This window comes from Streptomyces sp. NPDC002958 (assembly GCF_055563255.1).
In genome coordinates this window covers 159,723-185,833 of record NZ_JBVHDS010000008.1, presented here as the reverse complement: position 1 = coordinate 185,833, position 26,111 = coordinate 159,723, and the positions used below count along the sequence as shown (strand labels likewise).

General features: G+C 68.9%; 19 protein-coding genes. 3 read left to right on the top strand and 16 right to left on the bottom strand.

What is annotated here, in order from left to right:
- Positions 1-29 precede the first annotated feature (29 nt).
- A complete protein-coding gene (locus tag ACZ3IC_RS17100; protein ID WP_467416988.1) occupies positions 30-1,163 on the top strand; it encodes a M48 family metallopeptidase in 1,134 nt (377 codons plus the stop codon).
- Here the strand turns inward: ACZ3IC_RS17100 and ACZ3IC_RS17095 are convergent.
- The 5 genes from ACZ3IC_RS17095 to proB form a co-directional block, all read right to left on the bottom strand.
- A complete protein-coding gene (locus tag ACZ3IC_RS17095; RefSeq protein ID WP_467416986.1) occupies positions 1,087-2,217 on the bottom strand; it encodes an SCO2583 family membrane protein in 1,131 nt (376 codons plus the stop codon). The two genes, ACZ3IC_RS17100 and ACZ3IC_RS17095, sit on opposite strands and share 77 nt — an antisense overlap.
- A 419-nt stretch (positions 2,218-2,636) precedes the next feature.
- A complete protein-coding gene (locus ACZ3IC_RS17090; RefSeq protein WP_467416983.1) occupies positions 2,637-3,266 on the bottom strand; it encodes an SCO2584 family spore wall biosynthesis protein in 630 nt (209 codons plus the stop codon).
- Between the two features lie 67 nt (positions 3,267-3,333).
- Positions 3,334-4,617 (bottom strand): glutamate-5-semialdehyde dehydrogenase, encoded by a 1,284-nt coding sequence (locus ACZ3IC_RS17085; RefSeq protein WP_467416981.1) that lies wholly within the window; start codon positions 4,615-4,617, stop codon positions 3,334-3,336.
- An 83-nt stretch (positions 4,618-4,700) separates the two neighbouring features.
- The gene (locus ACZ3IC_RS17080) at positions 4,701-5,222 is read right to left on the bottom strand and encodes a hypothetical protein (protein WP_467416979.1); all 522 of its coding nucleotides are present in this window, start codon (positions 5,220-5,222) and stop codon (positions 4,701-4,703) included.
- A 143-nt stretch (positions 5,223-5,365) separates the two neighbouring features.
- Positions 5,366-6,451, bottom strand: a complete 1,086-nt coding sequence (proB, locus tag ACZ3IC_RS17075; RefSeq protein WP_467417202.1) for a glutamate 5-kinase — start codon at positions 6,449-6,451, stop codon at positions 5,366-5,368.
- Between the two features lie 465 nt (positions 6,452-6,916).
- On the opposite strand from proB, the gene ACZ3IC_RS17070 reads away from it, so the two are divergent.
- Together ACZ3IC_RS17070 and rfbC are read left to right on the top strand one after the other, a co-directional pair.
- The gene (locus tag ACZ3IC_RS17070) at positions 6,917-8,956 is read left to right on the top strand and encodes a glycosyltransferase family 2 protein (protein ID WP_467416977.1); all 2,040 of its coding nucleotides are present in this window, start codon (positions 6,917-6,919) and stop codon (positions 8,954-8,956) included.
- Between the two features lie 86 nt (positions 8,957-9,042).
- Complete coding sequence (gene rfbC, locus ACZ3IC_RS17065) at positions 9,043-9,642, top strand: dTDP-4-dehydrorhamnose 3,5-epimerase (RefSeq protein WP_467416975.1); 600 nt, start codon at positions 9,043-9,045, stop codon at positions 9,640-9,642.
- Between the two features lie 79 nt (positions 9,643-9,721).
- Here rfbC and ACZ3IC_RS17060 read toward each other — a convergent pair whose 3' ends face one another.
- The 11 genes from ACZ3IC_RS17060 to ACZ3IC_RS17010 form a co-directional block, all read right to left on the bottom strand.
- Complete coding sequence (locus tag ACZ3IC_RS17060; protein ID WP_467416973.1) at positions 9,722-10,516, bottom strand: O-methyltransferase; 795 nt, start codon at positions 10,514-10,516, stop codon at positions 9,722-9,724.
- 157 nt (positions 10,517-10,673) lie between these two features.
- Positions 10,674-11,591 (bottom strand): dTDP-4-dehydrorhamnose reductase, encoded by a 918-nt coding sequence (gene rfbD, locus ACZ3IC_RS17055; protein WP_467416970.1) that lies wholly within the window; start codon positions 11,589-11,591, stop codon positions 10,674-10,676.
- On the bottom strand, positions 11,555-12,541 hold the full coding sequence (gene rfbB / locus ACZ3IC_RS17050; protein ID WP_467416968.1) for a dTDP-glucose 4,6-dehydratase: 987 nt from the start codon (positions 12,539-12,541) through the stop codon (positions 11,555-11,557). The genes rfbD and rfbB overlap by 37 nt, the downstream gene beginning before the upstream one ends.
- Positions 12,538-13,608, bottom strand: coding sequence for a glucose-1-phosphate thymidylyltransferase (locus ACZ3IC_RS17045; RefSeq protein WP_467416967.1), 1,071 nt, complete (start codon positions 13,606-13,608; stop codon positions 12,538-12,540). The genes rfbB and ACZ3IC_RS17045 overlap by 4 nt, the downstream gene beginning before the upstream one ends.
- 318 nt (positions 13,609-13,926) lie before the next feature.
- Entirely contained in the window at positions 13,927-15,138 is a 1,212-nt protein-coding gene (locus ACZ3IC_RS17040) for a glycosyltransferase family 2 protein (protein WP_467417201.1), read from the bottom strand.
- A gap of 153 nt (positions 15,139-15,291) precedes the next feature.
- Positions 15,292-17,337, bottom strand: coding sequence for a hypothetical protein (locus ACZ3IC_RS17035; protein WP_467416965.1), 2,046 nt, complete (start codon positions 17,335-17,337; stop codon positions 15,292-15,294).
- A gap of 132 nt (positions 17,338-17,469) precedes the next feature.
- Complete coding sequence (locus ACZ3IC_RS17030; RefSeq protein WP_467416963.1) at positions 17,470-18,969, bottom strand: D-ribitol-5-phosphate cytidylyltransferase; 1,500 nt, start codon at positions 18,967-18,969, stop codon at positions 17,470-17,472.
- A gap of 368 nt (positions 18,970-19,337) precedes the next feature.
- Positions 19,338-20,774, bottom strand: coding sequence for a GTPase ObgE (gene obgE / locus ACZ3IC_RS17025; RefSeq protein WP_467416962.1), 1,437 nt, complete (start codon positions 20,772-20,774; stop codon positions 19,338-19,340).
- Positions 20,775-20,936: 162 nt separating this feature from the next.
- Complete coding sequence (rpmA, locus tag ACZ3IC_RS17020; protein ID WP_018103204.1) at positions 20,937-21,194, bottom strand: 50S ribosomal protein L27; 258 nt, start codon at positions 21,192-21,194, stop codon at positions 20,937-20,939.
- Positions 21,195-21,208: 14 nt separating this feature from the next.
- Positions 21,209-21,529 carry a 50S ribosomal protein L21 gene (rplU, locus tag ACZ3IC_RS17015; RefSeq protein WP_030921216.1) on the bottom strand — a complete coding sequence of 107 codons (321 nt, stop codon included), beginning with the start codon at positions 21,527-21,529 and terminating at the stop codon, positions 21,209-21,211.
- Positions 21,530-22,026: 497 nt separating this feature from the next.
- The gene (locus tag ACZ3IC_RS17010) at positions 22,027-26,088 is read right to left on the bottom strand and encodes an Rne/Rng family ribonuclease (RefSeq protein WP_467417199.1); all 4,062 of its coding nucleotides are present in this window, start codon (positions 26,086-26,088) and stop codon (positions 22,027-22,029) included.
- Between the last annotated feature and the right edge of the window lie 23 nt (positions 26,089-26,111).

Below are 26,111 nucleotides of genomic sequence, written 5' to 3'. Positions count from 1 at the left end.
GACGTCTCGTACGAACAGGGGGCCCATTCATGACCGAACACAGCCACGAGAGCCACGAGAGCGTGCCGAGCAGGCAGCGCAGGCGTTTCGCAGGGATCTCGTCCCGGGCCTACGAACACCCGGCGGACCGCTCGGCCCTGGTGGCCCTGCGCAAGCTGAGCGGTTTCGACACCGTGTTCAAGACGCTGAGCGGTCTGCTGCCCGAGCGCAGCCTGCGACTGCTCTTCCTCTCCGACTCCGTCCGGGTGAGCGACGCGCAGTTCGTCCATCTCAACGACATGCTGCGGGACGCCTGTTACATCTTGGACCTGGAGAAGGTCCCGCCGATGTACGTCAGCCAGGACCCGCAGCCCAATGCCATGTGCATCGGTCTCGACGAGCCGATCATCGTGGTGACGACGGGACTGGTGGAGCTGCTCGACGAGGAGGAGATGCGGGCCGTCATCGGCCACGAGGTGGGACACGCCCTCTCCGGCCACGCCGTGTACCGCACGATCCTGCTTTTCCTCACCAATATTGCGCTGAAGGTGGCCTGGATCCCGCTCGGCAATGTCGCAATCATGGCGATCGTTACGGCACTGCGCGAGTGGTTCCGCAAGTCGGAGCTGTCGGCCGACCGGGCGGGGATGCTCGTCGGCCAGGATCTACAGGCGTCGATGCGCGGCCTGATGAAGATCGCGGGCGGCAATCATCTGCACGAGATGAATGTGGACGCCTTCCTCGCCCAGGCCGACGAGTACGAGAAGGACGGCGATCTGCGCGACTCGGTGCTCAAGATCCTCAATCTGCTGCCCCGCTCGCACCCCTTCACCGCGGTGCGCGCGGCCGAGCTGAAGAAGTGGTCCGAGACCCGCGACTACCAGCGGATCATGGACGGCCACTACCCGCGGCGCGACGAGGACAAGGAAACCTCGGTGACGGACTCCTTCCGGGAGTCCGCGGCGCACTACGCGGACACGGTGCGCACCAGCAAGGATCCGCTGATGAAGCTGGTCGGCGACATAGCCGGGGGCGCCGGAGACCTGGGCGGCAAGCTCCGTGACAAGTTCACCGGCCAGGGCGGGGGCGCAGCCGGCAAGGGCGACGCTACGGATGGTTCCGCAGGCTCTGCGCGGCAGGAGGAGCCTCGGACTCCTGATGGGCCGGGGACGTCGGGGAACTGAGCGTCAGCGTCCCGCAGAGCGCCGCCGTGGGCCGGCCCGTGGCGTACGGGTCGGTGGCCGCCGGGCCTCGGGAAGCGGCGCGCTGCCCGGCGAGCAGCGGCCTCAGCGCGCCGGTGGTGTCCGCCGAGCACGCCTGCGGTCCGGCCTGGACATAGCTGGTGCGCAGCTCCAGCCGGTGCAGCCGCAGGTCTTCCCGGTCGAAGCGGAAGTGCAGCTCGCGCCGTACGGTGAAGAGCGAGGCTCCGTCTGTCTGTTGGGGCCCCGAGACGGCCGGGCTGAGCGTGTAGGTGAAGGTGTGGTCCGACACCACCTCCAGAGTGTCGGCCCCCGCCTCGCTGTAGCTCAGGGTGCCCCGGACCCGTATGTCCGGACCTGCCAGTGCCACCTTCGCCGGGTCGAACCGCACGAGCCAGCCGCTCGCGGCATGCTGTCCGTCGTCATCCGGACGGTTCATGCTGCGGTCGAACTGGGCCATCTGGTCCGGGTCGAGCAGCAGTTCCACCGGCCGCACCGCATCGCCGGTGAGAACGTCGGGATCGAGCGAGGACGCCACCAGGTAGTCCTTGACCGTGGTCAGGGCCGTCGCCACCTGACTGTCCGAGAAGTTGTCCGTCCGCCGGATCACCGGCAGATTGATGCCCTCGGCACCTTTTCCGAACTGTGCGGCGGGGCTCTTCGCAAGGAGGTCGGCGGCGTTTCCGCCGGGTACGGCCCCCTGGGGGGCCAGGGGTACGACGGTCGACCTCAGAGGTTCGACCCTTCTGGCGGTGGGCGCCTGGTACGGGTGACGGAAACCCATGTACACGGCCGTCGCGAAGGCCAGGGCGATCAGGAGGACCAGGGCGACGGCGGCCTTGGAACCGGCTCGGAAGCCCCGGGGCGGGAGACTGCGTACGGCACGGGCGTGGTCCCCCATGCGCTCCTGGGCGGAGAATTCCTTCAGCCGGGCAGCACGCACGAACGACTCGTCGAAGACGAGTGACCGGTACTCGTCCTCACCGCCGCCTGGCGCGCTCTCGGGCGGACCTTCTGGTGGTTCTCCGCGGTCTGACATGACTTCTCCCGACTCCACGTCACCGACCGAGGTCGAAACGCTCCGCTCTGCTTCGGCCGGATGGCTTCGGACAGGGCCTGCCCGTCATGGGTTTGCATGACGTCGCATGACCACGCATGTACGGACGAGTGAGAAGCCCCCTCGGAGAGAGGGATCACACCTTCAGGGTAGGTCGATTACGACCGGGGTAAACGCCCAGCCGCGAGGGAACCGTCCGAGAGTTACCCCTCGGAGCCGGGCGAACTCCCTCAGGACGGGCACGGGAGGGCATGGGGCGCGAAGGGCCGTCGGCGCATGCAGACAAGGGCGGGCACGGGATGCAGGACGCGGCGTACGCCGGACAGGACGGACGAGGGACGCGGAGACCGTCGGCGCATGCATGACCGGGAACATGACAAGCGCCGGCATGACAAGCACAGTTACCCCTGCGGGAGCGGCCCTCTCAGCGCGTGTGGGGGACCGCTGAGACTGTGGGGCGGGGAAAGTCGGCCGAGGCCGACGGGATGGTGCTGGGGGGCGGGGCCGGGGGCGCTGTCCACGCCGGTGGTGGCGGGCGGCGGGGTGGGGTCCTGGCGGTTGCCCGAGGTGTTGCGGTACACGGCGCTGAAAGCCAGCGCGACCATTCCGATCCCCATCAGCACGGCGAGCAGCCAGGCCACCGGCCGGTGCCAGCGCGCCGCACCTCGGTAGGGGCGCAGAGCGCCGCCATGGCTCCCGTAGGGGCCGCTGCCGTACGCGTCGTCGTCATCGGGGGCGAGCGGGTCGCCGTAGGCGCTCCTGCGGCCGTATCCGCCACCCGGCCCGTATCCCTCGTCATAGAGCTCGTCGTCCGGCGGACCGCCGCCCGCCCGCGCCCGGGATGCCTCGGCCTCGGCGCGCTCCTGCGCAGCCGCCAGGAGCCGCTCCACGGCGGTGGGTTCATGGATCTCGGCGGCCCGTACGAAGTCCTCGTCGAACACCACGGTGGCGAAGTCCTCGTCCGCGCCCCCGCGGTCGTCGTCGGGCTCCCAGCCGTCCGGGAACGGCCTGCCCCCCACGTCGTCCGGCACGGCTTCAGACTAGCCCCGCCGGGTCGTTCTGGGCAGGGAGCCCGCAACATTCACCGAACCCGGACGGTCACCGCACGTGGCCGTCGCCCGTGACGATGTACTTCGTCGAGGTGAGCTCCGGCAGGCCCATCGGGCCCCTGGCGTGCAGCTTCTGTGTGGAGATGCCGATCTCGGCACCGAAGCCGAACTGACCGCCGTCGGTGAAGCGCGTCGACGCGTTCACGGCCACCGTCGTGGAGTCCACCAACTGGGTGAAGCGGCGGGCAGCCGCCTGGGAGGTGGTCACGATCGCCTCGGTGTGACCGGAGGACCAGAGCCGGATGTGCGCGACGGCCGCGTCCAGCGACTCCACGACGGCCGCGGCGATGTCGTACGAGAGGTACTCGGTCTCCCAGTCCTCCGGCGTCGCCGCCACCACGGTAGCCTTGGACCCCTCGGCGTATTCGAGGACCCGCTCGTCGCCGTGCACGGTCACCCCGACGTCAGCCAGCGCGTCCAGGGCGCGCGGCAGGAACTGCGCGGCGACGTCCTTGTGGACCAGGAGCGTCTCGGCGGCGTTGCAGACGCTCGGGCGCTGCGCCTTGGAGTTGATCAGGATGTCGACGGCCATGTCGAGGTCGGTCTGCGCGTCCACGTACACATGGCAGTTGCCGGTGCCCGTCTCGATCACCGGAACGGTAGATTCCTCAACCACCGTACGGATCAGCGAGGCGCCGCCGCGTGGAATGAGGACGTCGACGAGGCCGCGGGCCCGCATCAGCTCCCGTACCGAGTCACGGTTCTCGCCCGGCACCAGTTGCACCGCGTCCGCCGGGAGGCCGGAGCCCCCGACCGCGTCGCGCACCACCTGTACCAGCGCGACATTGGAGGCGTACGCGGAGGACGAACCGCGCAGCAGGACGGCGTTGCCCGACTTCAGGCAGAGGGCCGCGGCGTCGACCGTCACATTGGGCCGGGCCTCGTAGATGATCCCGACCACGCCGAGCGGCACCCGGACCTGACGCAGGTCGATGCCGTTGGGCAGGGTCGATCCGCGGACGACCTCGCCGACCGGGTCGGGCAGCGCCGCCACGTCCCGTACGTCGGCAGCGATGGCGCGGATCCGCTCCGGGGTGAGCGTGAGCCGGTCGACGATCGACTCGCTGGTCCCGGCCTCGCGGGCGCGGGCGACATCCTCAGCATTGGCCGCGACGATCTCGCTCGTCCGCATCTCCAGCGCGTCCGCGATCGCCAGTAGCGCGTCGTCCTTCGCCGCGCGCGGCAGCGGCGCGATGTCGGCGGCGGCGGATCGTGCCCGGTAGGCGGCCTGGGCGACCGGGGACATCTTGTCGTACGGCGAGAGCGTGGTCATGCCCGCAGAGTAATGCGCACACTGCGGGCATCCGTCATGTATCCCGTGATGCGAGACAACTGCCCCGGAGACCGCCGCCGCGCTCAGTACGGATGCACGCCGACCGGGGCGGCCGGGGGCGGCCCGTATCCCTCGGCCACGCGCTGGTGGTACGTCTCGCGGTCGACGACTTCCAGGCCGACGATCTCCCAGGGTGGGAGCCGGGCGGTGGAGCGGTGCTCTCCCCACAGCCGCAGCGCGACGGCCGCCGCATCGTGCAGATCCCGTGCCTCTTCCCAGTAGCGGATCTCCGCGTGGTCATCGGCGTACCGGCTGGTCAGCAGGAAGGGGTGGTCGTGAGCGAGCTGTTCGAGACCGCGTCTGACCTCCTTCAGCGGAATGGCGGCGCCCGAGACACTGAGCGTGATGTGCCACAGTCTCGACGGGGTGCGCTCCTCCTTCACCACCGTCGGCTCGGACTTCACCACCGTCGGCTCGGACCCGGTGGTCCGGTCGTCCCCGCGGTCCAAGGACCTGCTCTCGTCGAAGCCGACACCTGCTCCGATGCTGGTCAGGGCCCGGCCACCCGTTCCTCGGGGCGGCGCCCCCGGGCGCGCTCGTCTCACCGGCGGCCTCCTGTGAATGCGTTGCTGTGCTGTACCCCGCTGTGTCCCCGTTACAAAGTTGACCAGTCCGCGGCCGACGATGGGGCGCTTTTCGTGAAGGTCTCGGCCCCGAGGCTGGACTTTCAGCCGTTTCAGGGGGTCTGTCAGGGGTGCAGGACGACGAGATCGTCCCTGTGTACGACCTCGCGCTCATACGCGGGACCGAGTTCCCGCGCCAGGTCGCGGGTGGATCGGCCGAGCAGCTGCGGAATCTCCTTGGCGTCGAAGTTGACGAGTCCACGGGCCACGGAACGGCCTTCGAGGTCACGCAGTTCCACCGGGTCGCCCGCGGTGAACTCGCCCTCGACCGAGGCGATTCCGGCGGGCAGCAACGAGCTGTGCCGCTCGACGACCGCCTGTACGGCCCCGTCGTCGAGGGTCAGCGAGCCCTGCGGGGTGGAGGCGTGGGCGAGCCAGAGCAGCCGGTCCGCCGAGCGGCGTCCGGTGCGGTGGAAGTACGTACCGGTGTCGCGTCCCGCCAGGGCGTCGGCGGCCCGGCTCGCCGAGGTGAGGACGACCGGGACTCCGGCGGCCGTGGCGATCCGGGCGGCCTCGACCTTGGTGACCATGCCGCCGGTGCCGACGCCCGCCTTCCCCGCGCTGCCGATCGTGACACCCACGAGATCCTCGGGGCCGGCCACCTCGGCGACCCGTGAGGTGCCCGGGGCGCTGGGGTCGCCGTCGTAGAGCCCGTCCACGTCGGAGAGGAGCACCAGCAGATCGGCGCGGACGAGATGAGCGACGAGCGCGGCGAGCCGGTCGTTGTCGCCGAACCGGATCTCGTCGGTGGCGACGGTGTCGTTCTCGTTGACGATCGGGAGCGCGCCCATGTCCAGGAGCTGGCCGAGGGTGCGGTAGGCGTTGCGGTAGTGGGCGCGGCGGCTGGTGTCGTCGCTGGTGAGCAGCACCTGGCCGACACGTACGCCGTAGCGCGCGAAGGAGGCGGTGTAGCGGGCGACGAGTAGTCCCTGGCCGACGCTGGCCGCGGCCTGCTGTCTGGCCAGGTCCTTGGGCCGACGGTGCAGCCCGAGCGGGGCGAGCCCGGCCGCAATGGCACCGCTGGAGACCAGCACGATTTCGCGCTCCCCTCCGCTTCTCACCTTGGCGAGTACGTCGACGAGCGCGTCGACGCGGTCCGCGTCGAGGCCGCCCGACGCGGTGGTGAGGGATGAGGAACCGACCTTGACCACGATCCTGCGGGCCTCTGTGACGCCCTGCCTTGCCCCTGACACGTACATCCCCAATGATTCGACCTCGCTCAGCCCCCGCAATCTACGCGAGCGGCGAAAACGGCGCCCGTGCTTTCCGGCACGTGGACGTATGAGCGGCTCCATGGCCCGTGTCCCTCGAAACCTGTGCCTCCGGATCTGCGCACCCGGCCGGATCTGCGCACTGGGCTCATTTGCGCACCCGGCTCATTTGCGCACTCAGCTCATTTGCGCGGTCGCGCGATCTCATTGAACCCCCTCGCCAAGACCCGCCTCCACCCGATCGACGGAGAAAACGTCGAACCCGCCCTGCCCGCCGGACTCACCGCATAGCCTGAAAAAGGATTGCCGAGTGGCCGTCGATACACCACTCCAGCGAGCGTGACCGTGCAGACCCCGCACCCGTCGTCGGCCAGAAGGACTTCTATCAGACATGGGACAGCAGAGATGTCAGTCAAAGTAAGTGTCGTCATTCCTGTTTACAACCCGGGCAAGTACATCGATCCCTGCATCGACTCACTTCTGCGGCAGACCCTCCCTGCAGGAAAGTTCGAAGTTCTCTTCGTCAACGATGGCTCGACGGACGACACTCGTGAACGGCTCGAGAAGCTGGCCGTGGAGCACCCGCATTTCCGCGTCATCACCATCCCGAATTCCGGCTGGCCCGGGAAGCCCCGCAACATCGGTGTGGGCGAAGCGAAGGGCGAGTACGTCCAGTTCGTCGACCAGGACGACCGCCTCGCCTCCGGCGCCCTGCAGCGTCTGTACGAGATGGGCCACCGCAACGGGTCGGACATCGTCATCGGCAAGGTGGCCAGCGACTTCCGCGGCGTCCCGCGTGGCGTGTTCAAGAAGAACCGCGAGAAGTGCACCCTGCGCGACGCACCCCTGTACGACAGCCTCACACCGCACAAGATGTTCCGTACGGAGTTCCTCCGCGAGAACGGCATCGCCTACCCCGAGGGCAAGCGCCGGCTCGAGGACCAGCTCTACATGATGCAGGCGTACTTCCCCGCCAAGGTCGTCTCGATCCTCAGCAGCTACACCTGCTACTACTACTCCAGGCGGGACGACGGACAGAACGCCGGGTCCGCGAAGATCATCCCGTCCGGCTACTACGGCAACCTCCGCGAGGTCCTCGACGTCGTCGTGGACAACACCGAGCCCGGCAAGTTCCGGGACATGCTGCTGCGCCGCTTCTACCGCGTCGAGATGCTCGGCCGCCTCAGCGAGCCCGCGATCCTCACATACGAGCCGGACTACCTCGACGAGATGTGCGACGCCGTCCAGGGCCTGGCCAAGGACTTCATGAACGACGGTGTGCACGACGGGCTCGGCCCCCTGCTCCGGCTGCGCTCCACACTGCTGCGCAACAACGACCGCCAGGGCCTCGTCCGGATCTCCCGCTTCGCCGCGTCAGTCAAGGCGGCGGGCCGCCTGGAGGACTTTGCCTGGCAGCCGGACGGCAAGATCGCACTCACCATCAGCGGCCGGTTGGTCCACGGCGACGACCGGGCCCCGCTGACCCTGCTGCGCCGGGACGGCCGCTACTTCCTGCACCCGGACATCACCGAGGGTCTGCTGCCGGACGGCGAGCTCCTGGACGTCACCGACGACATGGCCGGGTTCTCCGCCGAACTGTCACTGCGCAACCGCGAGACGGCCGTCGAGTGGCCGTGCCCCGCGACCTTCACCACTCGCATCGAGGAGCTCGGCGACGACATCTGCGAGGTCGTCCTGCACGGCAGTGGCCAGATCTCCTCCGAGGCGGTCAAGGGCCGCGACCGCGTATCGCGCGGCTTCTGGGACGTCTGGGTGCCGCTGCGTGGCCTCGGCCTCGTCCGCAAGGCCCGGCTCGGCGCCGACCGGGCCGCCGGGGTGGACGCCGCCTGTGTGCCCGCCTCGCTGGGCTCCCCAGCGCGTGCCGTCATCCCGTACTTCACCAACCCGCACGGCAACCTCACCCTCGATGTCGCCCGCCGCAGCAAGAGACTGGCCGACTACCTCGAAGGCCGTCCGCTCCAGCGGACCTCCGACGGCCGCACCGAGCTCCGGCTGGACATCTTCACCACCGCCGCCACCGACCCCTCCACGACCACGCTGGTTCTGAGCCCGGCGGACAAGGCCGGCGGGTCCCCGCACAAGCTCCGCACCGTGCTGTACCCCACCGAGGGCCGGGCCCATCTCACCGTGCCCGACCGCGCGCCCGGCGTCGCACCCGGTACCTGGAAGCTCGCGGTCCGGCTCGACGGCGACAAGAATCCCGCGTTTCACCTCTGCGACGTCACCGTCGGCAAAGGCGGCCGGATCCGCGTCCCCTCGAACCTGCCTGCCGTCGATGCCGGGATCATGCTCGGGATCAGCGCCAAGCGCAGGAAGGCGAAGCTGCGCCGTGCGCTGCGCACCGTCGGCGGCCCGATCATGCGCAGGCTCCCGGCCAAGAGCCGCAAGCGGGCACGTCGCCTCGCCGCCCGGTTCACCGGCTGACCCGTCCGCGTACCGCCGTACGCTTCCCACCAGCACACACCAGCCGAGAACACCGGCTACAAGAAACCGAACAAGGACGTGATCGCATGCGGCAGCTCTCCATCGCAGGGGCCTGGGTGCACGAGCCCAAGGTCTTCCCGGACAGCCGCGGCAGCTTCCACGAGTGGTTCAAGGCGTCGGAGCTCAGCGAGGCCGCCGGACACACGTTGCAGCTCGCGCAGGCCAACTTCTCCATCTCCAGCCGGGGAACACTGCGCGGTGTCCACTTCGCGGACGTGCCGCCGAGCCAGGCGAAGTACGTCAAATGCGTACGCGGCGCGGTGCTCGACGTCATCGTCGACATCCGGGTCGGCTCGCCCACGTACAAGCAGTGGGAAGCCGTCCGGCTCGACGACGCGGACCATCACGCCGTCTATCTCTCCGAGGGGCTCGGCCACGCCTTCATGGCCCTGACGGACGACGCGGCGGTCGTCTACCTGTGCTCCGAGGGCTACGCGCCCGGCCGCGAGCACGGCATCAACCCGCTCGACCCCGAGCTGGGCATCGAGTGGCCCGAGGGGATCATCCCGCTGCTGTCCGACAAGGACGCCGCGGCCCCCTCACTGGCCGAGGCCGAGGAGCAGGGCCTGCTGCCGTCGTACGAGGCATGCCAGGCGTACTACGCACAGCTGCGCGCCCGCGGCTGAGGCCAGCGGGAACGCCGAAGCCCCCCGTGGTCCGTACGGATCACGGGGGGGGCTTCGTACTGTCCGGGACCGGGACCGGTCAGCCCGTCACGGCCTCGATGCGCCCGCGCAAGGGGGCGAACGCCGAGCGGGGGCGACGCAGGTTGCGGGCGCGGGCCAGGGCCGGCCAGAAGTCGGCGCCGAGCAGCGCCTCGGGCAGGACGGCGCTCTTCCGCACCAGCACCTCCTCGGGCACGTCCTGCGGGTCGGGTACGACGTACTCCTCGATGATCTCCTCGTACGCGTTCTTCAGGACGTCGCTCTCCGGGTTGGCGCCGAACACCGCGACCACACCGGTCGGCGCCGTGTCCACCTCGACGACCACCAGGTCGGGACGGTAGCGGCGCAGCACCTGCACCACCTTGTACACATCACCGGTCCAGAACTTGGTGTGCCGGTCGCGGGCCGCCTCGTCGACATCGCGCGGCAGCATGTCGTCCAGCACGATCACGCTCGACCAGCGGGCGTGCTTCTCGACGTTCATGAAGTCGCGCAGGGCGTACTCGAAGAGGTGCATACCGTCGATGAAGGCGAGCTCCAGCTTCGGATCCCCGCCGAGCACATTGAGGGGATCGCGGCGGGCGAGGGCTCGGAACGGGTTACGGCCGTTGCGCAGGTGCAGCAGCGGGTCCTTGCGGGCGAAGAAGGCGTCGCTCGTCGCCTTGACCAGGTGGACGTCACAGCTGATGTCCGTCACCACCCGAAAGGCGGGGTCGACGGCGACGGAGGGCACTCGCGAGAGAGCCAGGCTCCTGCCGTCGTTGACCCCGATCTCCAAATAGTTCCGAGGCCGGTAGACACGATGCAATTGACGCAGAAAGTCATGGCGGTTCACGTGGAGCAGCCCTTCGGAGAAAATCAACTGGTCCGGTCCCCGGCGAAGTTACCTCATGACCGCACCGTGATGTAAGCGTTCTCCCTTATGTAAACCTTTGTTGTTCACATCATTTAAATTCGACGGGATTTGACCACCGAATACGATCATTTGACGATCACGACCGCTCTGCTGCGAGAAGTGCCGGAAATGCCTCTCCCAGCGCCGCCCGCCAGTCCCGGATCGGTTCGATCCCGGTCGTCGCCCAGCGGTCGTGTCCCAGCACGCTGAAAGCGGGCCGGGGAGCCGGCCGTACAAAGGCCTCGCTGGTCGTGGGGCGGACGCGCGCCGGGTCGGTGCCGAGCAACCGGAAGATCTCCCGGGTGAAGCCGAACCATGTCGTCTCGCCGCCGCTGGTGCCGTGGTAGACGCCCGCGGGGGCGGTGCCCGCAAGGGCGGCCTGTCCGAGCCGGACCAGCCGGTCGGCCAGATCGACGGTCCAGGTGGGCTGTCCGCGCTGGTCGTCCACCACGTCGAGGGTGTCCTTGACGCCCTCCAGCTTGATCATCGTACGGACGAAGTTTCCGCCGCCCGCGCCGTAAAGCCAGGCGGTACGGACCACGTAGCCGGTGTCCGGCAGGGCGTCGAGCACGGCCTGCTCGCCGACCAGTTTGGTGCGGCCGTAGGCGCTGCGCGGTCCGGTGGGGTCGTCCTCGGCGTACGGCTTCTCGCCGTCCCCGGCGAAGACGTAGTCGGTGGAGACCTGGAGGAGGACGGCGCCGTGTTCGCGGCAGGCCGCGGCAAGGACCTCGGGGCCCGTGCCGTTGACCCGCAATGCGGCGTCCTCCTGGGACTCGGCGTCGTCGACAGCGGTCCAGGCGGCGCAGTTCACCACGACGGCAGGGCGGTGCGTCTCGAAGCCGGCGCGCACCGATTCGAGGTCCGCGACGTCCATGGCCGCGCGGTCCGCCGCGACCGCGGTGACATCCTCACCGGCGAGCCGGGCCAGGACGTCTTGACCCAGCATCCCGGCGGCTCCGGTGACCAGCCAGACGGCGCTCACAGTGCGGCCCTGTCCTTCAGCGGCTCCCACCATGAGCGGTTGTCGCGGTACCACTGCACGGTCTCGGCGAGGCCGGTGCGGAAGTCCTTGCTGGGCTCGTAGCCGAGCTCCTCGCGGATCTTGGTGCAGTCGACCGAGTAGCGGCGGTCGTGGCCCTTGCGGTCCTCGACATAGGTGACGCTGGTGTCCCAGTCGGCGCCGCAGGCGTCCAGCAGCAGGCCGGTGAGCTCCTTGTTGGAGAGTTCGGTGCCGCCGCCGATGTTGTAGACCTCACCGGCCCGGCCCTTCGTACGGACCAGCTCGATGCCCTGGACGTGGTCGTCGATGTGCAGCCAGTCGCGGACGTTGGCGCCGTCGCCGTACAGCGGGACCGTCTTGCCGTCCAGCAGGTTGGTGACGAACAGCGGGATGACCTTCTCGGGGAAGTGGTGGTGCCCGTAGTTGTTGGAGCAGCGGGTCACCCGCACGTCGAGGCCGTGGGTGCGGTGGTACGAGAGCGCGATCAGGTCGCTGGACGCCTTGGCCGCGGAGTACGGCGAGTTGGGCGCGAGCGGGTCGGTCTCGGGCCAGGCGCCCTCGTCGATCGAACCGTAGACCTCGTCGGTGGAGATGTGCACGAAGGTCTTGACGCCGGCCTGGTGCGCTGCGTGGATCAGAGTGTGGGTGCCCACGACGTTCGTACGGACGAATTCGGCGCCGCCGTCGATGGAGCGGTCCACATGGGACTCGGCGGCGAAGTGCACCACCTGGTCGTGCTCGGCCATCAGTTTGGAGACCAGCTCGGCGTCGCAGATGTCGCCCTGCACGAACCTGAAACCGGGGTGGTCGCGCACCTCGTCGAGGTTGGCCGGGTTGCCCGCGTAGGTGAGCTTGTCGAGCACGGTGACGGCGATGTCGCCGGGGCCCCCGGGGCCGAGCACCGTACGGACGTAGTGCGAGCCGATGAAGCCGGCGCCGCCGGTCACCAGGATGTTGGTGGTCATGAAGAGATCTGCACCTTGCTGTGGTCGCCGAGCACGAGTCGGTGGGCGGACGGGGAACGGGGCGCGGGAGTCACTTCGACATCACGACCGATGAGCGACGCCTCGACACGGCGTACACCGGCGATGGAGGCGCCCCGCAGAACAATGGAGTACTCGATCTCGCTGTCCTCGATCCGGCAGTCCTCCGAGACCGAGGTGAACGGGCCCACGTACGCGCCGCTGATCACCGACCGGGCGCCGATGATCACGGGCCCGACGATGCGGCTGCCGCTGACCTTGGCGCCCGCCTCGATCCGCACCCGGCCGATGATCTCGCTCTCGTCGTCGACCTCGGCCTCCTCCTGGGACGGCTCGACGGTCTCCAGGACGGTCCGGTTGACCTCCAGCATGTCGGTGACATTGCCGGTGTCCTTCCAGTACCCGCGGATCGTGGTGGAGCGGACGTCGCGCTTCTGGTCGATCAGCCATTGGATGGCGTGCGTGATCTCCAGCTCGCCGCGCCAGGACGGTTCGATCGAGCGGACAGCCTCGTGGATGGCGGGGGTGAAGAGGTAGACGCCGACGAGCGCCAGGTCACTCTTGGGCTCCTTCGGCTTCTCCTCCAGGGCCGCCACCCGGCCTTCGGCGTCGAGCTCCGCGACACCGAAGGAGGTCGGGTCGGGCACCTGGGTCAGCAGGATCTGCGCATCGGGCTTGTCACTACGGAACTCCTCCACCAGACCGGTGATCCCGCCGACGATGAAGTTGTCACCGAGGTACATGACGAAGTCGTCGTCCCCCAGGAAGTCACGGGCGATCAGCACCGCGTGGGCGAGTCCTAGCGGCTCGTCCTGAGGGATGTACGTGACCTCGATGCCGAGCCGGGAACCGTCGCCGACCGCCTCACGGATCTCCTGGGCGGTGTCGCCCACGATGATGCCGACCTCGGTGATACCCGCATCCGCAATGGCTTCCAGGCCGTAGAAGAGCACGGGCTTGTTCGCCACGGGCACCAATTGCTTGGCCGACGTGTGCGTAATGGGACGCAGGCGGGTGCCGGCCCCTCCGGATAGTACGAGAGCCTTCACGTGACCATTCCCCACGGTGAGATGTCGGTCCTGTCGCGGCCGCGACTTTTGGACGATTTTAGACCGACTGGCACATGGAGGGTGGGAGAAGGAGCGGGACTGGGTGCGCGCAAGGCGGAGGAGGGAGGCAACAGGAGGCAACGCGGAGCATTGTTGACGGACGACAACGCCAAAGGGGACCCCTGGCCCTTCAAGGCCTTGGTGGAGCCCGCGACGCTGCCCCCATTCGCCGGTCGGTCCTACTGAGCTTCTCGGCGTGATCTTCAGTGCCGGTTGCGCGGGCCGGATGCGGGACCCGCGCGGGTGGAGCAGCGGCAGCTACCCCGCGGTCAGCCGCGACTTCCAGCGCCGTACGTCTCGGCGCATCCTGCGCGCCACACGCCTGGGCAGCGAGGCCCGGCGGGCGACGACCTTTGGCTGTTCGATACGCTTGCCGTCGTGCCAGTCGGGCACGGTGACTCTGTAATTGGATTCGGCGAGGCCGGCCGACCTGTCACGGAAGTGCGGGTACGCGAGGTAGAGCTTGTCACCCTTGCGCGAGCGGACCACATCCGGAACCGTCTTCGCCCGGAGATACAACAGCACGTCGATCAACAGGTCCATACGGCCCCGTGCCACACAGGCGAGCCGCAGCCGCTCCGCCACCTTGATCAGTTGGGCAACGCGGTCGTTCCAGTACTCGTCCATCAGCGGAGCCGCGAGTTCCATCTTGTGCCGCCGGACGTCCTCGGAATCCTTCAGCACGACGGGACCGAATTGCTGCAGCATCCCGACCGTGAAGGGACGGACCATCAGGAAGTCCCGCTTCGGCCCTGCGGGCTCGATCCGGTGAATGAGGGCCATCATGGCGCGCATCGAATCGAAGCGCCATTCATAGGTACCACTCTTCGTGACGTGCTTCCCGTCGTCACGACCCACCAGGTAATAGCAGACGTAGTTGGAGATCACGGAGACGCCTGCACCGCGCAGATATGCCTCCATGGTGAAAAGCGCATCTTCACCGGTTTTGAGATTCTCATCGAATCTCAAGGAGAGCCGCTCCAGCAATTCGCGCCGGAAGAGCTTCTGCGCACTGAGCGTGTAAATGATCTTGGAGTTGTAGACGTCGACGCGGGCCTTGGTGGCCGTCCACATCGACTGCGGTGCGCCCCTGTTCACACCGACCACCTTGCCGAGCACCACATCGGTGCCCGCACGGTCGGCCATGGCCACCATCCGCTCCAGGGCCTCGTCCCCGAGGTAGTCGTCCGCGTCCAGGAAGAACACATAGCGGCCGCGCGCCATACCGAGGCCCACATTGCGCGGGCCGCTGGGACCGCCGGAGTTCTTCTGTCTGATCACTCGGGTCGGGACCTGGGACCGGGCTGCGAACTCCTCCAGGTACTCCCCTGTGCCGTCGGTGGACCCGTCGTCGACCGCAACGATTTCGATCCGGTCGGTGCCGATGGTCTGCGCCTCCACGGATTCGAGACATCGGACGAGGTAAGGCATCGCCTCATATGCACCGACAACGACAGTCACATCAGGAATTTGAGTCTCGTTCACATAGACAGAAGACAGTCGGACCGATCCGTTGGTTGTCCGACGCCCCGCACCCAAAACGTGACTCTCATCACAAAGGCCCGGCACAACCCTTGGGTTGTGCCGGGCCTTGCTCAATCAGGTAATACGAACTATTGGCTCTCAGCCGCTCACGGGCTCGCCCAGGCTCTTCGCCACTCCGGCGTTCCGCGCCTCGGACTTGGCCGCGAGCGCCTTCACAGCAGCGTCGAACTGCGTGAGGGACGTGGGCTCGTCCGGGCCGAGGAGGTATCGCTTCAGCTCGCGCCGGGCCTCCGCCAACGTGTCCGCAGCGGGGTCCGTCACCGCGTCGAGCAGGGCATCCAGCTCGGCCGCCGAGTTGGAGAGGACCACCGCGGCGCGTACCGCGGTGTTCTGCCGGCGGAACTCGTCCTCGCCCAGCGCGGCCGAGTCCGTGACCGCGTACGGCTTGCCGCTCGCGATGAAGTCGGACACCACGCTGGAGATGTCCGAGACCATGGCGTCCGACTCGTTGAAGCAGTCGTACAGTCGCATCTGGGAACCCGTGATGACCCGGTGCTCCCACCAGCCCTGTGCACGCCAGGAAGCGGCGTTCCACTCGTCCTTGAGCTTCGCGGTCTCGGCCTCGCGCGCCGGGTCGGCCAGCGAGTCCCGGGACAGTTCTGCCTCGTCCCGGGCGGTGCGGCCGCTGCTGGAGAGCTCGGCCAGCCGCGCCTCGATACGGGCCAGCTCGGCCCGGGCCTCGGCCTGCTCGCCCCGCAGCGCGGCCGATTCCTCCGCCCAGCGGGGGTCGGCGGCGCGCTCGGCGGCGGCCTTCTCGATCATCGCGGTGACGCGCAGGTCCACGGCCTTGGCCTTGGCGCTGCGGGTGCCGGTGAAGGGGTGCGGCTTGTACAGCAGCCGGATCGGCTTCTGTGAGTCGAGGAGCCGCTTGACGATGTTCTCGCCGGCCAGCAGCAGAGAGGTGTTGCCCGGGTTGTCGTCCCAGCCCTCCCAGGTGGGGGCGTACAGCACGGTCGGGATCGGGTTCTTCGGCGCACCGGACCACGGCTGGATGGTGGCCAGCTGCGGGCGGCCCACCTCGACGATGTCCTCGTCACGCACCCCGACATCGGCCAGCGCGTAGCGGTCGCGGCCTGCCCGGCCCGCGGTCCACACCTCGTCGTAGACCTTGCTGTACGGGTTGACGCTGGCGAGCTTGTCGCTGTCGCCGTGGCCGATGAACACATGCTTCATCGTCGGCACCCGGAGCAGGTGGATGTTCTTGCCGACGTTGGCCGCGTAGAGGGCGACTCGTACCGACGAGAGGTCCAGATTCATCAGGTGCACACCGCCGGGCACACAGAGCACCGGCACCGACGTCGTGGCGAGCTGCGGGACGATGTTGCGCTCACGCAGGAAGATCAGCGGCCGCCCCCCGAGCTGGGCCATCGTCTCCAGCCACATGTTGACCTGGTAGGCCGAGTCCTTGGAGCCGGAGAAGTACAGCACCACGGTCGGCCGGTACTCGGCGAGCCAGTCGCCCACCGCGTTGAGGACCTTGGTCTCCGGCGGTGCGAGCCGACTCGGCCGGACGTACGGCAGGAGCGCTGCCAGGTAGCCGAGCGCGAGGACGAGCGTGAGACCGAGGCCGACGTAGGCGATGACGTTCTCACCGGTCTCGACCGCGACGAGCACACCCACCATCGAGAAGACGTCCAGATGCAGCATCTTCTCCGCGGGCCGGCTCATCAGGCCCTGCGGCGGGGCATCCCCGATCCTCGCCGACCCGAGGTCGATGTTGCGGGTGACCACCGGAAGCTTGCGGCGCAGCCGGATGAGGGTGACCATCGCGCTCTGCGGCGCCTGGAGTCCGTAGAAGGCCAGCAGGCAGGCGACCGTCACGTAGAAGAGCGTCTGCTCGCCGTATCCCATGCGGGCGAGCAGCAGGATGAGCAGCAGCTGACGGACCAGGAACCGGATCGACAGTCCGGCACGGACGGCAGCGAGCCGGTTTATCAGATAGCTGCCGCAGTGGTGCAGATACCGGTCCGCGAGATATGTGGCCGCGGTCGCTGCGGCGAAGAACCAGAGATTGGGGATTATCGCCGCGAGCATTATGCACGGGAATCCCACAGCCACGAGGAGCGCGGCGGCCAGCTCCGAACCACTGCCCACCCGAGCCAAGCGCATGGCTTTCGAAATCACGAAGTACCGCTCCCGAGGGTGCCGACTGTTTGCCTTACGAGGAAAATGTGAAGGCTGAGCTTCACGAATTCGGACCCCTGCAGTTCGCGCTTGGCGTCTGCAGAGGTCCGATTAGTCGATTGTCAATCAGTATTACACATCGGCCTGTCGGTCCAGGACAGCGGCCAGCGCCTGTTCGAAGCCGGACGCCTCGGAGGCGCCGCGGGTCGGGTCCTGCTGCCGTACGTCGATGACATGGCCGGTCATCTCGGAGAGCAGGACGTCGAGCGAGGTCCGGGCGACCGCCTCGGAGGAGAGCAGCGTGCCCGCGGGCTCGTCACCGAACGCCTTGGTGCGCATCGGGGTGGCCGTGCGCTCGGGGTTCACGCAGTTCACCCGTACTCCGTCGCCCGCCCACTCGTCCGAGAGCGCCTGGGTGAGGTTCACCATGGCGGCCTTGGTCGACGAGTAGAGGCTGTACTCCGCGCGGCCCCGGGTGTAGCTGCTGGAGGTGTAGAGCAGCAACTGCCCCTTGGTCTCGGCGAGGTACTTGTACGAGGCGCGGGCGATCTGCACGGGCGCCAGGTAGTTGACGTTCAGCGCCTCCTGGATGGTCGTGTTGTCCGTCTCGGCCAGCTTGCCGATACGGAGCACGCCCGCGGTGTTGATCACGTAGTCGACGCGGCCGGTGTCCGCGTACGCCTTGGAGAGCGCGTCGTCGACATGCTCCGGGTTCTCCACGTGCGTACCGGTGGTGGAGCGGCCCAGGGCGTAGACGGTGGCACCGTAGGACTCGGCGAGCGTCGCGATGTCCGCGCCGATGCCGTACGAGCCGCCGAAGACGACGAGGGTCTTGCCGGTGAGCAGCTCGCGGTAGGCAGCGTCGTCGGTCGGCTGCGGGACGGCCGTGGAGGCCAGCTGGAAGAGCTTGTCCGCGATGAAGACGTCGACCGGCTGAGTCACCTTCATGTTGTACTCGTCGCCCGCGACGACGTAGATCGGCACGTCCGGGAGGTACTTCAGGACGACCGAGCAGTCGTCGGTGGCCTGGAAGTTCGGGTCGCCCGCGGCAACCTCGTACGCCCGGCGGATCGTGGAGAGCTTGAAGGCCTGCGGCGTCTGGCCGCGGCGCAGCCGGGAGCGGTCGGGCACATCGGTGATGAACTCGCCGTCGCCGCCGTGGGTGCGGGTCACGATGATCGTGTCCGCGGACGGGATGGCGACGTCGACCGCCTGGTATCGGTCCAGGGCGTCGACGCAGTCCTTGATGACGCGCTGCGAGAGCAGGGGGCGCACGGCGTCGTGGAAGAGGACGTTGCGGTCCTCGCCCTCGGCCAGACCCTCGCCGAGGGCCGCGATGGCCCGCTCGGTGGTCTCGTTACGGGTGGAGCCGCCTTCGATCACCTTGGTGACCTTGGTGAGTCCGGCCTTGGCGACGATCTTCTCCACGTCGGGCACATAGCCCGGAGCCATCAGCACGATGATGTCGTCGATGGAGTCGGCCTGCTGGAAGATCGACAGCGTGTGCTCGATGACGGCCTTGCCTGCGATCTTCAGCAGCTGCTTGGGAATGGACAGGCCCACGCGCTGGCCGGTACCGCCGGCGAGCACGACTGCTGTGGTTCGGGCTTTGGCTATGTGCTGAGCAGACACAGACGACCTACCTTGCGAGGGCTGGGAGATACAGCGATGGTTACACTCTCCGTTACCGTCTCGCAAGGTGGACGTCGGCCCCTGCATGCCGTACCGACACCTTGTGTTGCCTTGCGATCAGGGCGAATAGCGGGATTGACGCTTCGCAATTGGGTGACCGACGCCACACGGTTGAGCGGCATGAATCACCCTTGAGCGTGTTGCGGGTCCCCCGATTGCGCGACGCGGAGAGCGCGCCCGAGTGTCGGACGGGCTTGCGGAACAAGCCCGTCCGACGGCCGGTGCGCGGTTCAGTGCCCCTCCCGGCAAGCTCTGTCGCGCCGCCAGGCACGCACGCTCCTTCCGGGCGAACCTTGCCGTTCACGACACTAGAACGGGTTGAACTCGTCGAACTCGCGCTGCACCTCGTCACGTTCGGCCTCACGGTCGCGGCGGCGCTGCGCTGCCGGGCGGGGCGCTTCGAGGCGGTGGTCCTCGCCACGCCGGCCGAGCATCTCCGCGCCCGCAGCCATGGTCGGCTCCCAGTCGAAGACAACCGCGTTGTCCTCGGCGCCGATGGCCACACCGTCACCCGCACGGGCGCCGGCCTTCATCAACTCGTCCTCGACACCGAGCCGGTTGAGCCGGTCCGCCAGGTAGCCGACGGCCTCGTCGTTGTTGAAGTCGGTCTGCCGGACCCAGCGCTCCGGCTTCTCGCCGCGCACCCGGTAGAGGCCGTCCTCTTCCTTCGTGACGGTGAAGCCCGCTTCGTCGACCGCCTTGGGGCGGATGACGATGCGGGTCGCCACCTCCACGGGCTTGGCCGCGCGCGCCTCGGCGATGACGCCCGCGAGCGCGAAGGAGAGCTCCTTCAGGCCGGTACGGGCGACGGCGGACACCTCGAAGACGCGGTAGCCGCGCGCCTCCAGGTCCGGGCGGATCATGTCGGCGAGGTCCTGGCCGTCCGGAATATCGATCTTGTTGAGGACGACGATGCGGGGCCGGTCCTCCAGGCCGCCGTACTGCTTCAACTCCTCCTCGATCATGTCGAGGTCGGAGACCGGATCGCGGTCGGACTCCAGCGTCGCGGTGTCCAGTACATGCACGAGCACCGAGCAGCGCTCCACGTGCCGCAGGAACTCCAGGCCGAGGCCGCGGCCCTGACTGGCACCGGGAATCAGGCCGGGGACATCGGCGATGGTGTAGACGGTGCTGCCCGCGGTGACCACGCCGAGGTTCGGAACGAGGGTCGTGAAGGGGTAGTCGGCGATCTTCGGCTTGGCCGCCGACAGAACGGAGATCAGCGAGGACTTTCCGGCACTCGGGTAGCCCACCAGCGCGACATCGGCGACGGTCTTGAGCTCCAGGACGATATCCCGGTCCTCACCGGGCTCGCCGAGCAGCGCGAAGCCGGGGGCCTTGCGCCGGGCCGAGGCCAGCGCGGCGTTGCCGAGGCCGCCGCGACCGCCCTGTCCGGCGACGAACGTGGTGCCCTGGCCGACCAGGTCCGCCAGCACGTTGCCGTTCCTGTCGAGCGCGACCGTGCCGTCGGGCACCGGCAGGACCAGGTCCTGCCCGTCCTTGCCGGAACGGTGGTCGCCCGCGCCCGGCTGCCCGTTGGTGGCCTTGCGGTGGGGGCTGTGGTGATAGTCGAGGAGCGTGGTGACGGACTGGTCGACGACCAGAGTCACATCGCCGCCACGGCCGCCGTTGCCACCGTCCGGACCGCCGAGCGGTTTGAACTTCTCACGGTGAACGGAGGCGCAGCCGTGGCCTCCGTTACCCGCGGCGACATGCAGCTCGACGCGGTCCACGAAGGTGGTCATGGTTGAAACCTCCAGTTACATACGTGCAGAAATGTCTCACTCGTGCTGTCCCGCATAGGAGAAAGCCGTCTCTCTCATGGAGAAACACGCGAAAGGCGGACCCGCTTCCCGTACGGGAAGTGAGGTCCGCCTCCGCAGAAACCGCTCGACGAGCGCCGAAAATCAGCCGGCGATCGGAACGATGTTCACGACCTTGCGGCCACGGTGCGTGCCGAACTCGACCGCACCGGCGGCGAGTGCGAACAGCGTGTCGTCGCCACCACGGCCGACGCCCGTGCCCGGGTGGAAGTGGGTGCCACGCTGGCGGACCAGGATCTCACCGGCGTTGACGGCCTGACCGCCGAAGCGCTTCACGCCGAGCCGCTGAGCATTGGAATCGCGCCCGTTCCGGGTGGACGATGCGCCCTTCTTGTGTGCCATGTCTCCTCAGTCCCTTACTTCGCAGCCGCGGGGATACCGGTGACCTTGATCGCCGTGTACTGCTGGCGGTGACCCTGGCGACGGCGGTAGCCGGTCTTGTTCTTGTAGCGAAGGATGTCGATCTTCGCGCCCTTGTGGTGGTCCACAACCTCGGCCTGGACCTTGATCCCGGCCAGCACCCACGGGTCGCTGGTCACGGCGTCGCCGTCGACCACGAGCAGGGTCGAGAGCTCGACCGTGTCGCCAACCTGGGCAGTGGAAATCTTGTCAACCTCAACGATGTCACCGACAGCAACCTTGTGCTGGCGGCCACCGCTGCGCACGATGGCGTACACGCGGATCTCTCTCTCGCTCGGAACGGAGCCCCTGATGCCAGCCGCTCACACAGGCCGGGGCCCGTAGTGATCCGAATGGACGAGCGGCCTCTCACCGGTGAAGGGAGGGGGTTGCTCAGGGACAGGCGCATACGGAAACACGCCGAAAGGCAAGGGTACGGGCCGCCCTCCGGAGGGTCAAACCGGGCCCTCTGTCCTTCCCCACCACTCCCCCACTTACTCCTCCCCGGGCCCACTCCCGGATGCTGACGGTCGTTGATGGACCGCAGACGGCCTTCTGACCGACGAGCGCGGCCGTGGGGGGCGGGTGGGCCCGTACACCGGCCGTACACCGGCAGGCGGACCTTCGGGCGGCTCCTTCGGCGGCACCGGGGCGACCTTGCGACGGCCGGTGGGCCGCACCCCCGTCGACCCCGTCGAGGTGCGGCCCACCGGCCGTCGTGCCGTGCCGTACGGCTGCGGAGGAGGCCTCCGCAGCCGTACGCCCCCGCTGCTGCCTACGCCTCGGTGCCGGCCGAGATGGAGGACTTCGGCGTCTGCTCCGCGGCGACCGTCTTCTTGGCCGTCGTCTTCTTGGCAGCCGTCTTCTTCGCGGCGGTCTTCTTGGCAGCCGTCTTCTTGGCAGCCGTCTTCTTGGTGGCCGCCTTCTTGGTGGCCGCCTTCTTGGCGGTGGCCTTCTTCGCGGTCTTGCGGGCCGTCTTCTTGGCCGGGGCCTCCGCTTCCGGGGCTTCGACCATCTCGGTCGGCTCGGTGTCGGGCTTCGGCTCGGTGTCGGGCTTCGGCTCGGTGGAGCCAGTCACCACGACGACCTCTGCCGCGTCCGCACCTGCGGGCGAGCCCGCGGGGGCGGTGACCTTGCGCGTCACCCGGCGACGGGCACGCGGCGGGGCGGCTTCGGGTGCCACCTCTTCGGGTACTGCCTCGGGCCGCGGGGCCTCGACGACCGCTGCCTCGGCAACGGGGGCCTTGACGACAGGAATCGTCACTGCCACCGGTTCCTCGACCGGCTCGGCCTGCTCGGCCGGGGCCGGCGAGCCCGCAGGAGCGGTCGCCTTCCGGGTCGCCCGACGGCGCGTACGACCCTGGGGGGCCTCGGCCGCGGGGGCCTCGGCGACCACCGGGGTCTCGACGGCCGGCTCGGGCTCCATGGCCACGACCGGCTCCGGCGCCACGGGCTCCGGCTCGACGACCGGGGCGGGTGCTGTCGCGGCCTTCGGGGCGCCGGCCGGGGCCGTTGCCTTACGGGTCGCACGGCGCCGACCGCGACCGCGCGAGGCGGCTGCCTCGGCCTCGGCCGGGCTGCTGTACAGCTCCTCGTCCGGGACGAACTCCGGCTCGGGCAGCGCCACCGGGGCGGCCACCTCGGCAGCCAGCTCGGCCTCGGTCTCGACCTCGGACACGGCCTCGGCCACGTGCTCGTGGTCCACGCCGCCCCGGCCGCGCTTCTTGGCACGCTTGCCGTTGCCGCCGACCGAGGTCGGCTGCTCCATGTGCACAATCACGCCGCGCCCGTTGCAGTGGACGCAGGTCTCGGAGAAGGACTCCAGCAGCCCCTGGCCCACCCGCTTACGGGTCATCTGGACCAGGCCCAGCGAGGTGACCTCGGCGACCTGGTGCTTCGTACGGTCGCGTCCCAGGCACTCCAGCAGACGCCGCAGCACCAGATCCCGGTTGGACTCCAGCACCATGTCGATGAAGTCGACGACGACGATGCCACCGAGGTCGCGCAGCCGCAGCTGCCGCACGATCTCCTCGGCCGCCTCCAGGTTGTTCTTGGTGACGGTCTCTTCGAGGTTGCCGCCCTGACCGGTGAACTTACCGGTGTTGACGTCGACGACGACCATCGCCTCGGTCTTGTCGATCACCAGCGAGCCACCGCTCGGCAGATAGACCTTCCGGTCCAGCGCCTTCATCAGCTGCTCGTCGATCCGGTACGTCGCGAAGATGTCGACCTCGGAGGTCCACCGCGACAGGCGGTCCGTCAGGTCGGGCGCCACCTGCGAGACGTAACCGTGGATGGTCCCCCACGCGTCGTCGCCGCTGACGATGACCTTGGAGAAGTCCTCGTTGAAGATGTCGCGGACGACCCGGACGGTCATGTCCGGCTCGCCGTAGAGCAGCGTCGGCGCGTTGGAGCTGCCGGTGCTCTTCGACTTCTTCTGGATGTCCTCCCACTGCTGCTGCAGCCGCTCGACATCGCGGCGCAGCTCGTCCTCGCTCGCGCCCTCCGCCGCGGTACGGACGATGACGCCCGCGTCCTCGGGAACGATCTTCTTGAGGATGGTCTTCAGCCGGGCCCGCTCGGTGTCGGGCAGCTTGCGGCTGATGCCGGTCATCGAGCCCTCGGGCACGTACACGAGATAGCGGCCGGGCAGCGAGACCTGGCTGGTCAGGCGGGCGCCCTTGTGACCGATCGGATCTTTGGTCACCTGGACGAGGACGGACTGGCCGGACTTGAGCGCGGTCTCGATACGGCGCGGTCCGTGGGCCATGCCGAGCGCCTCGAAGTTCACCTCACCGGCGTACAGGACGGCGTTGCGTCCCTTGCCGATGTCGACGAAGGCCGCCTCCATGGACGGCAGTACGTTCTGCACCTTGCCCAGGTAGACGTTGCCGACGTAGCTGGTGGCCTGCTCCTTGTTGACGTAGTGCTCGACGAGCACGTTGTCCTCGAGGACGCCGATCTGGGTGCGCTCGCCGTTCTGGCGGACGACCATGACCCGCTCGACGGCCTCACGGCGGGCCAGGAACTCGGCCTCGGTGATGATCGGGACACGGCGGCGGCCCTGCTCGCGGCCTTCGCGGCGGCGCTGCTTCTTCGCCTCCATACGGGTCGAGCCCTTGATGGACTGGACCTCGTCGAAACCGGTGCCGGGCTCCCGCTCTTCCTTCTTACGGGGCTCGCGGACCTTGACGACCGTACGCTCCGGGTCGTCCGTGCCGTTGTCGGCGTCGGACGGAACGTCACCACTGCGGCGACGACGGCGACGACGGCGGCGGCTGCTGCTGGATCCGGCGGCGGACGCCTCGTGGTCCTCGTCCTCCCCCTCTTCGGACTCCTGAGCGCGCTCCTGCTCGTCCTCGGCGTGCTCGGCAGCGGCCTCGTCGCCGTGCTGCTCCGCGACCTCGTCACCCTCGTTGGCCTCACCACGACGGCGGCGACGGCCTCCGCGACGGCGACGGCGCGAAGGCCGGTCCCCGTACTCGTCCGTCTCCTCGCCCTCGTGCTCGGCTTCGCCCTCGCTCTCCGGCTCGGGCTCCTCCTCGGCGTGCTCCTCCACCTCGGGCACCGCGACCGGCTCGGGCTCGGCGGCATCACCGCGACGGCGGCGACGGCGGCGCGAAACACCCTGCGGCGCGGCCTCGGCGGCCGGGGCCTGGGCGGTGGTGGTCGGCTCCTCGACCGTCTCGGGCTCTTCCTCGACCTCGTCGTGACGCGAAGCGGCAGCGGCGGCAGCGGCGGTCTCCGGGGTTTGGAACATCGGCTCGGCGAAGACGGGCGCCTGGAACACGGCCACAGCGGGGCGCGTCGCGCGACGGCTCTTGCGTACGGGCTCCTCGACCTTGCCGGTGAACTCGGGCCGGCCTGCGGCGGCAGTGGCCCGGCGGCGCTGACGGCCGCGTGGTGCGGCGTCCTCGGCCTCGGCGGCCGACTCCTCGACAACGGTCTCGGGCTGGCTCACGCCGGTGGCCTCTGCGGCCGCAGTGGTTTCGGTGACCTTCGGCGCACCGGCCGGAGCCGTCGCCTTGCGGGACACCCGGCGACGTCCGCGCGGGGCCTCGGCAACCTCGGCGGTCTCGGTGACGTCTTCTTCCGCGGGCGCGGCAGGAGCGGCGGACTCCGCGGGCGCGGCCGTTGCCTCGGCGGGCTGCGGCGCACCGGCCGGAGCCGATGCCCTGCGCCGGGTGCGACCGCGCGGCGCGGCGGCTGCGGGTTCAACGGCTGCGGAGGCCGGCTCGGGCTCGGCACTCACCACGGCCGTTGCTTCCTCGACGATCTCTACGGCCTCGGCGGCCTGCGGCGCACCCGCCGGAGCAGTCGCCTTACGGACCGCACGACGACGCGCACGCACGGGCGCCGCCTCCACGACCTCGACGTCGACCTCCGGCTCGACGGCCTCGACAGTCGCAGCAGGCTCCACGATCTCTACAGCCTCGGCGACCTGCGGCGCACCCGCCGGAGCAGTCGCCTTGCGCACGGCACGACGACGGGTACGCGCGGGCGGCGCGGCTTCTGCCGCCGGAACGCTCTCGGCGTCGGCCTCCGGCTCGGTGGCCTCGGCAGTCGCAGCAGGCTCCACGATCTCTACAGCCTCGGCGACCTGCGGCGCACCCGCCGGAGCAGTCGCCTTACGGACCGCACGACGACGCGCACGCACGGGCGCCGCCTCCACGACCTCGACCTCGACCTCCGGCTCGACGGCCTCGACAGTCGCAGCGGTCGCAGCGGTCGCAGCAGGCTCCACGATCTCTACAGCCTCGACGGCCTGCGGCGCACCCGCCGGAGCAGTCGCCTTACGGACCGCACGACGACGCGCACGCACGGGCGCCGCCTCCACGACCTCGACCTCGACCTCCGGCT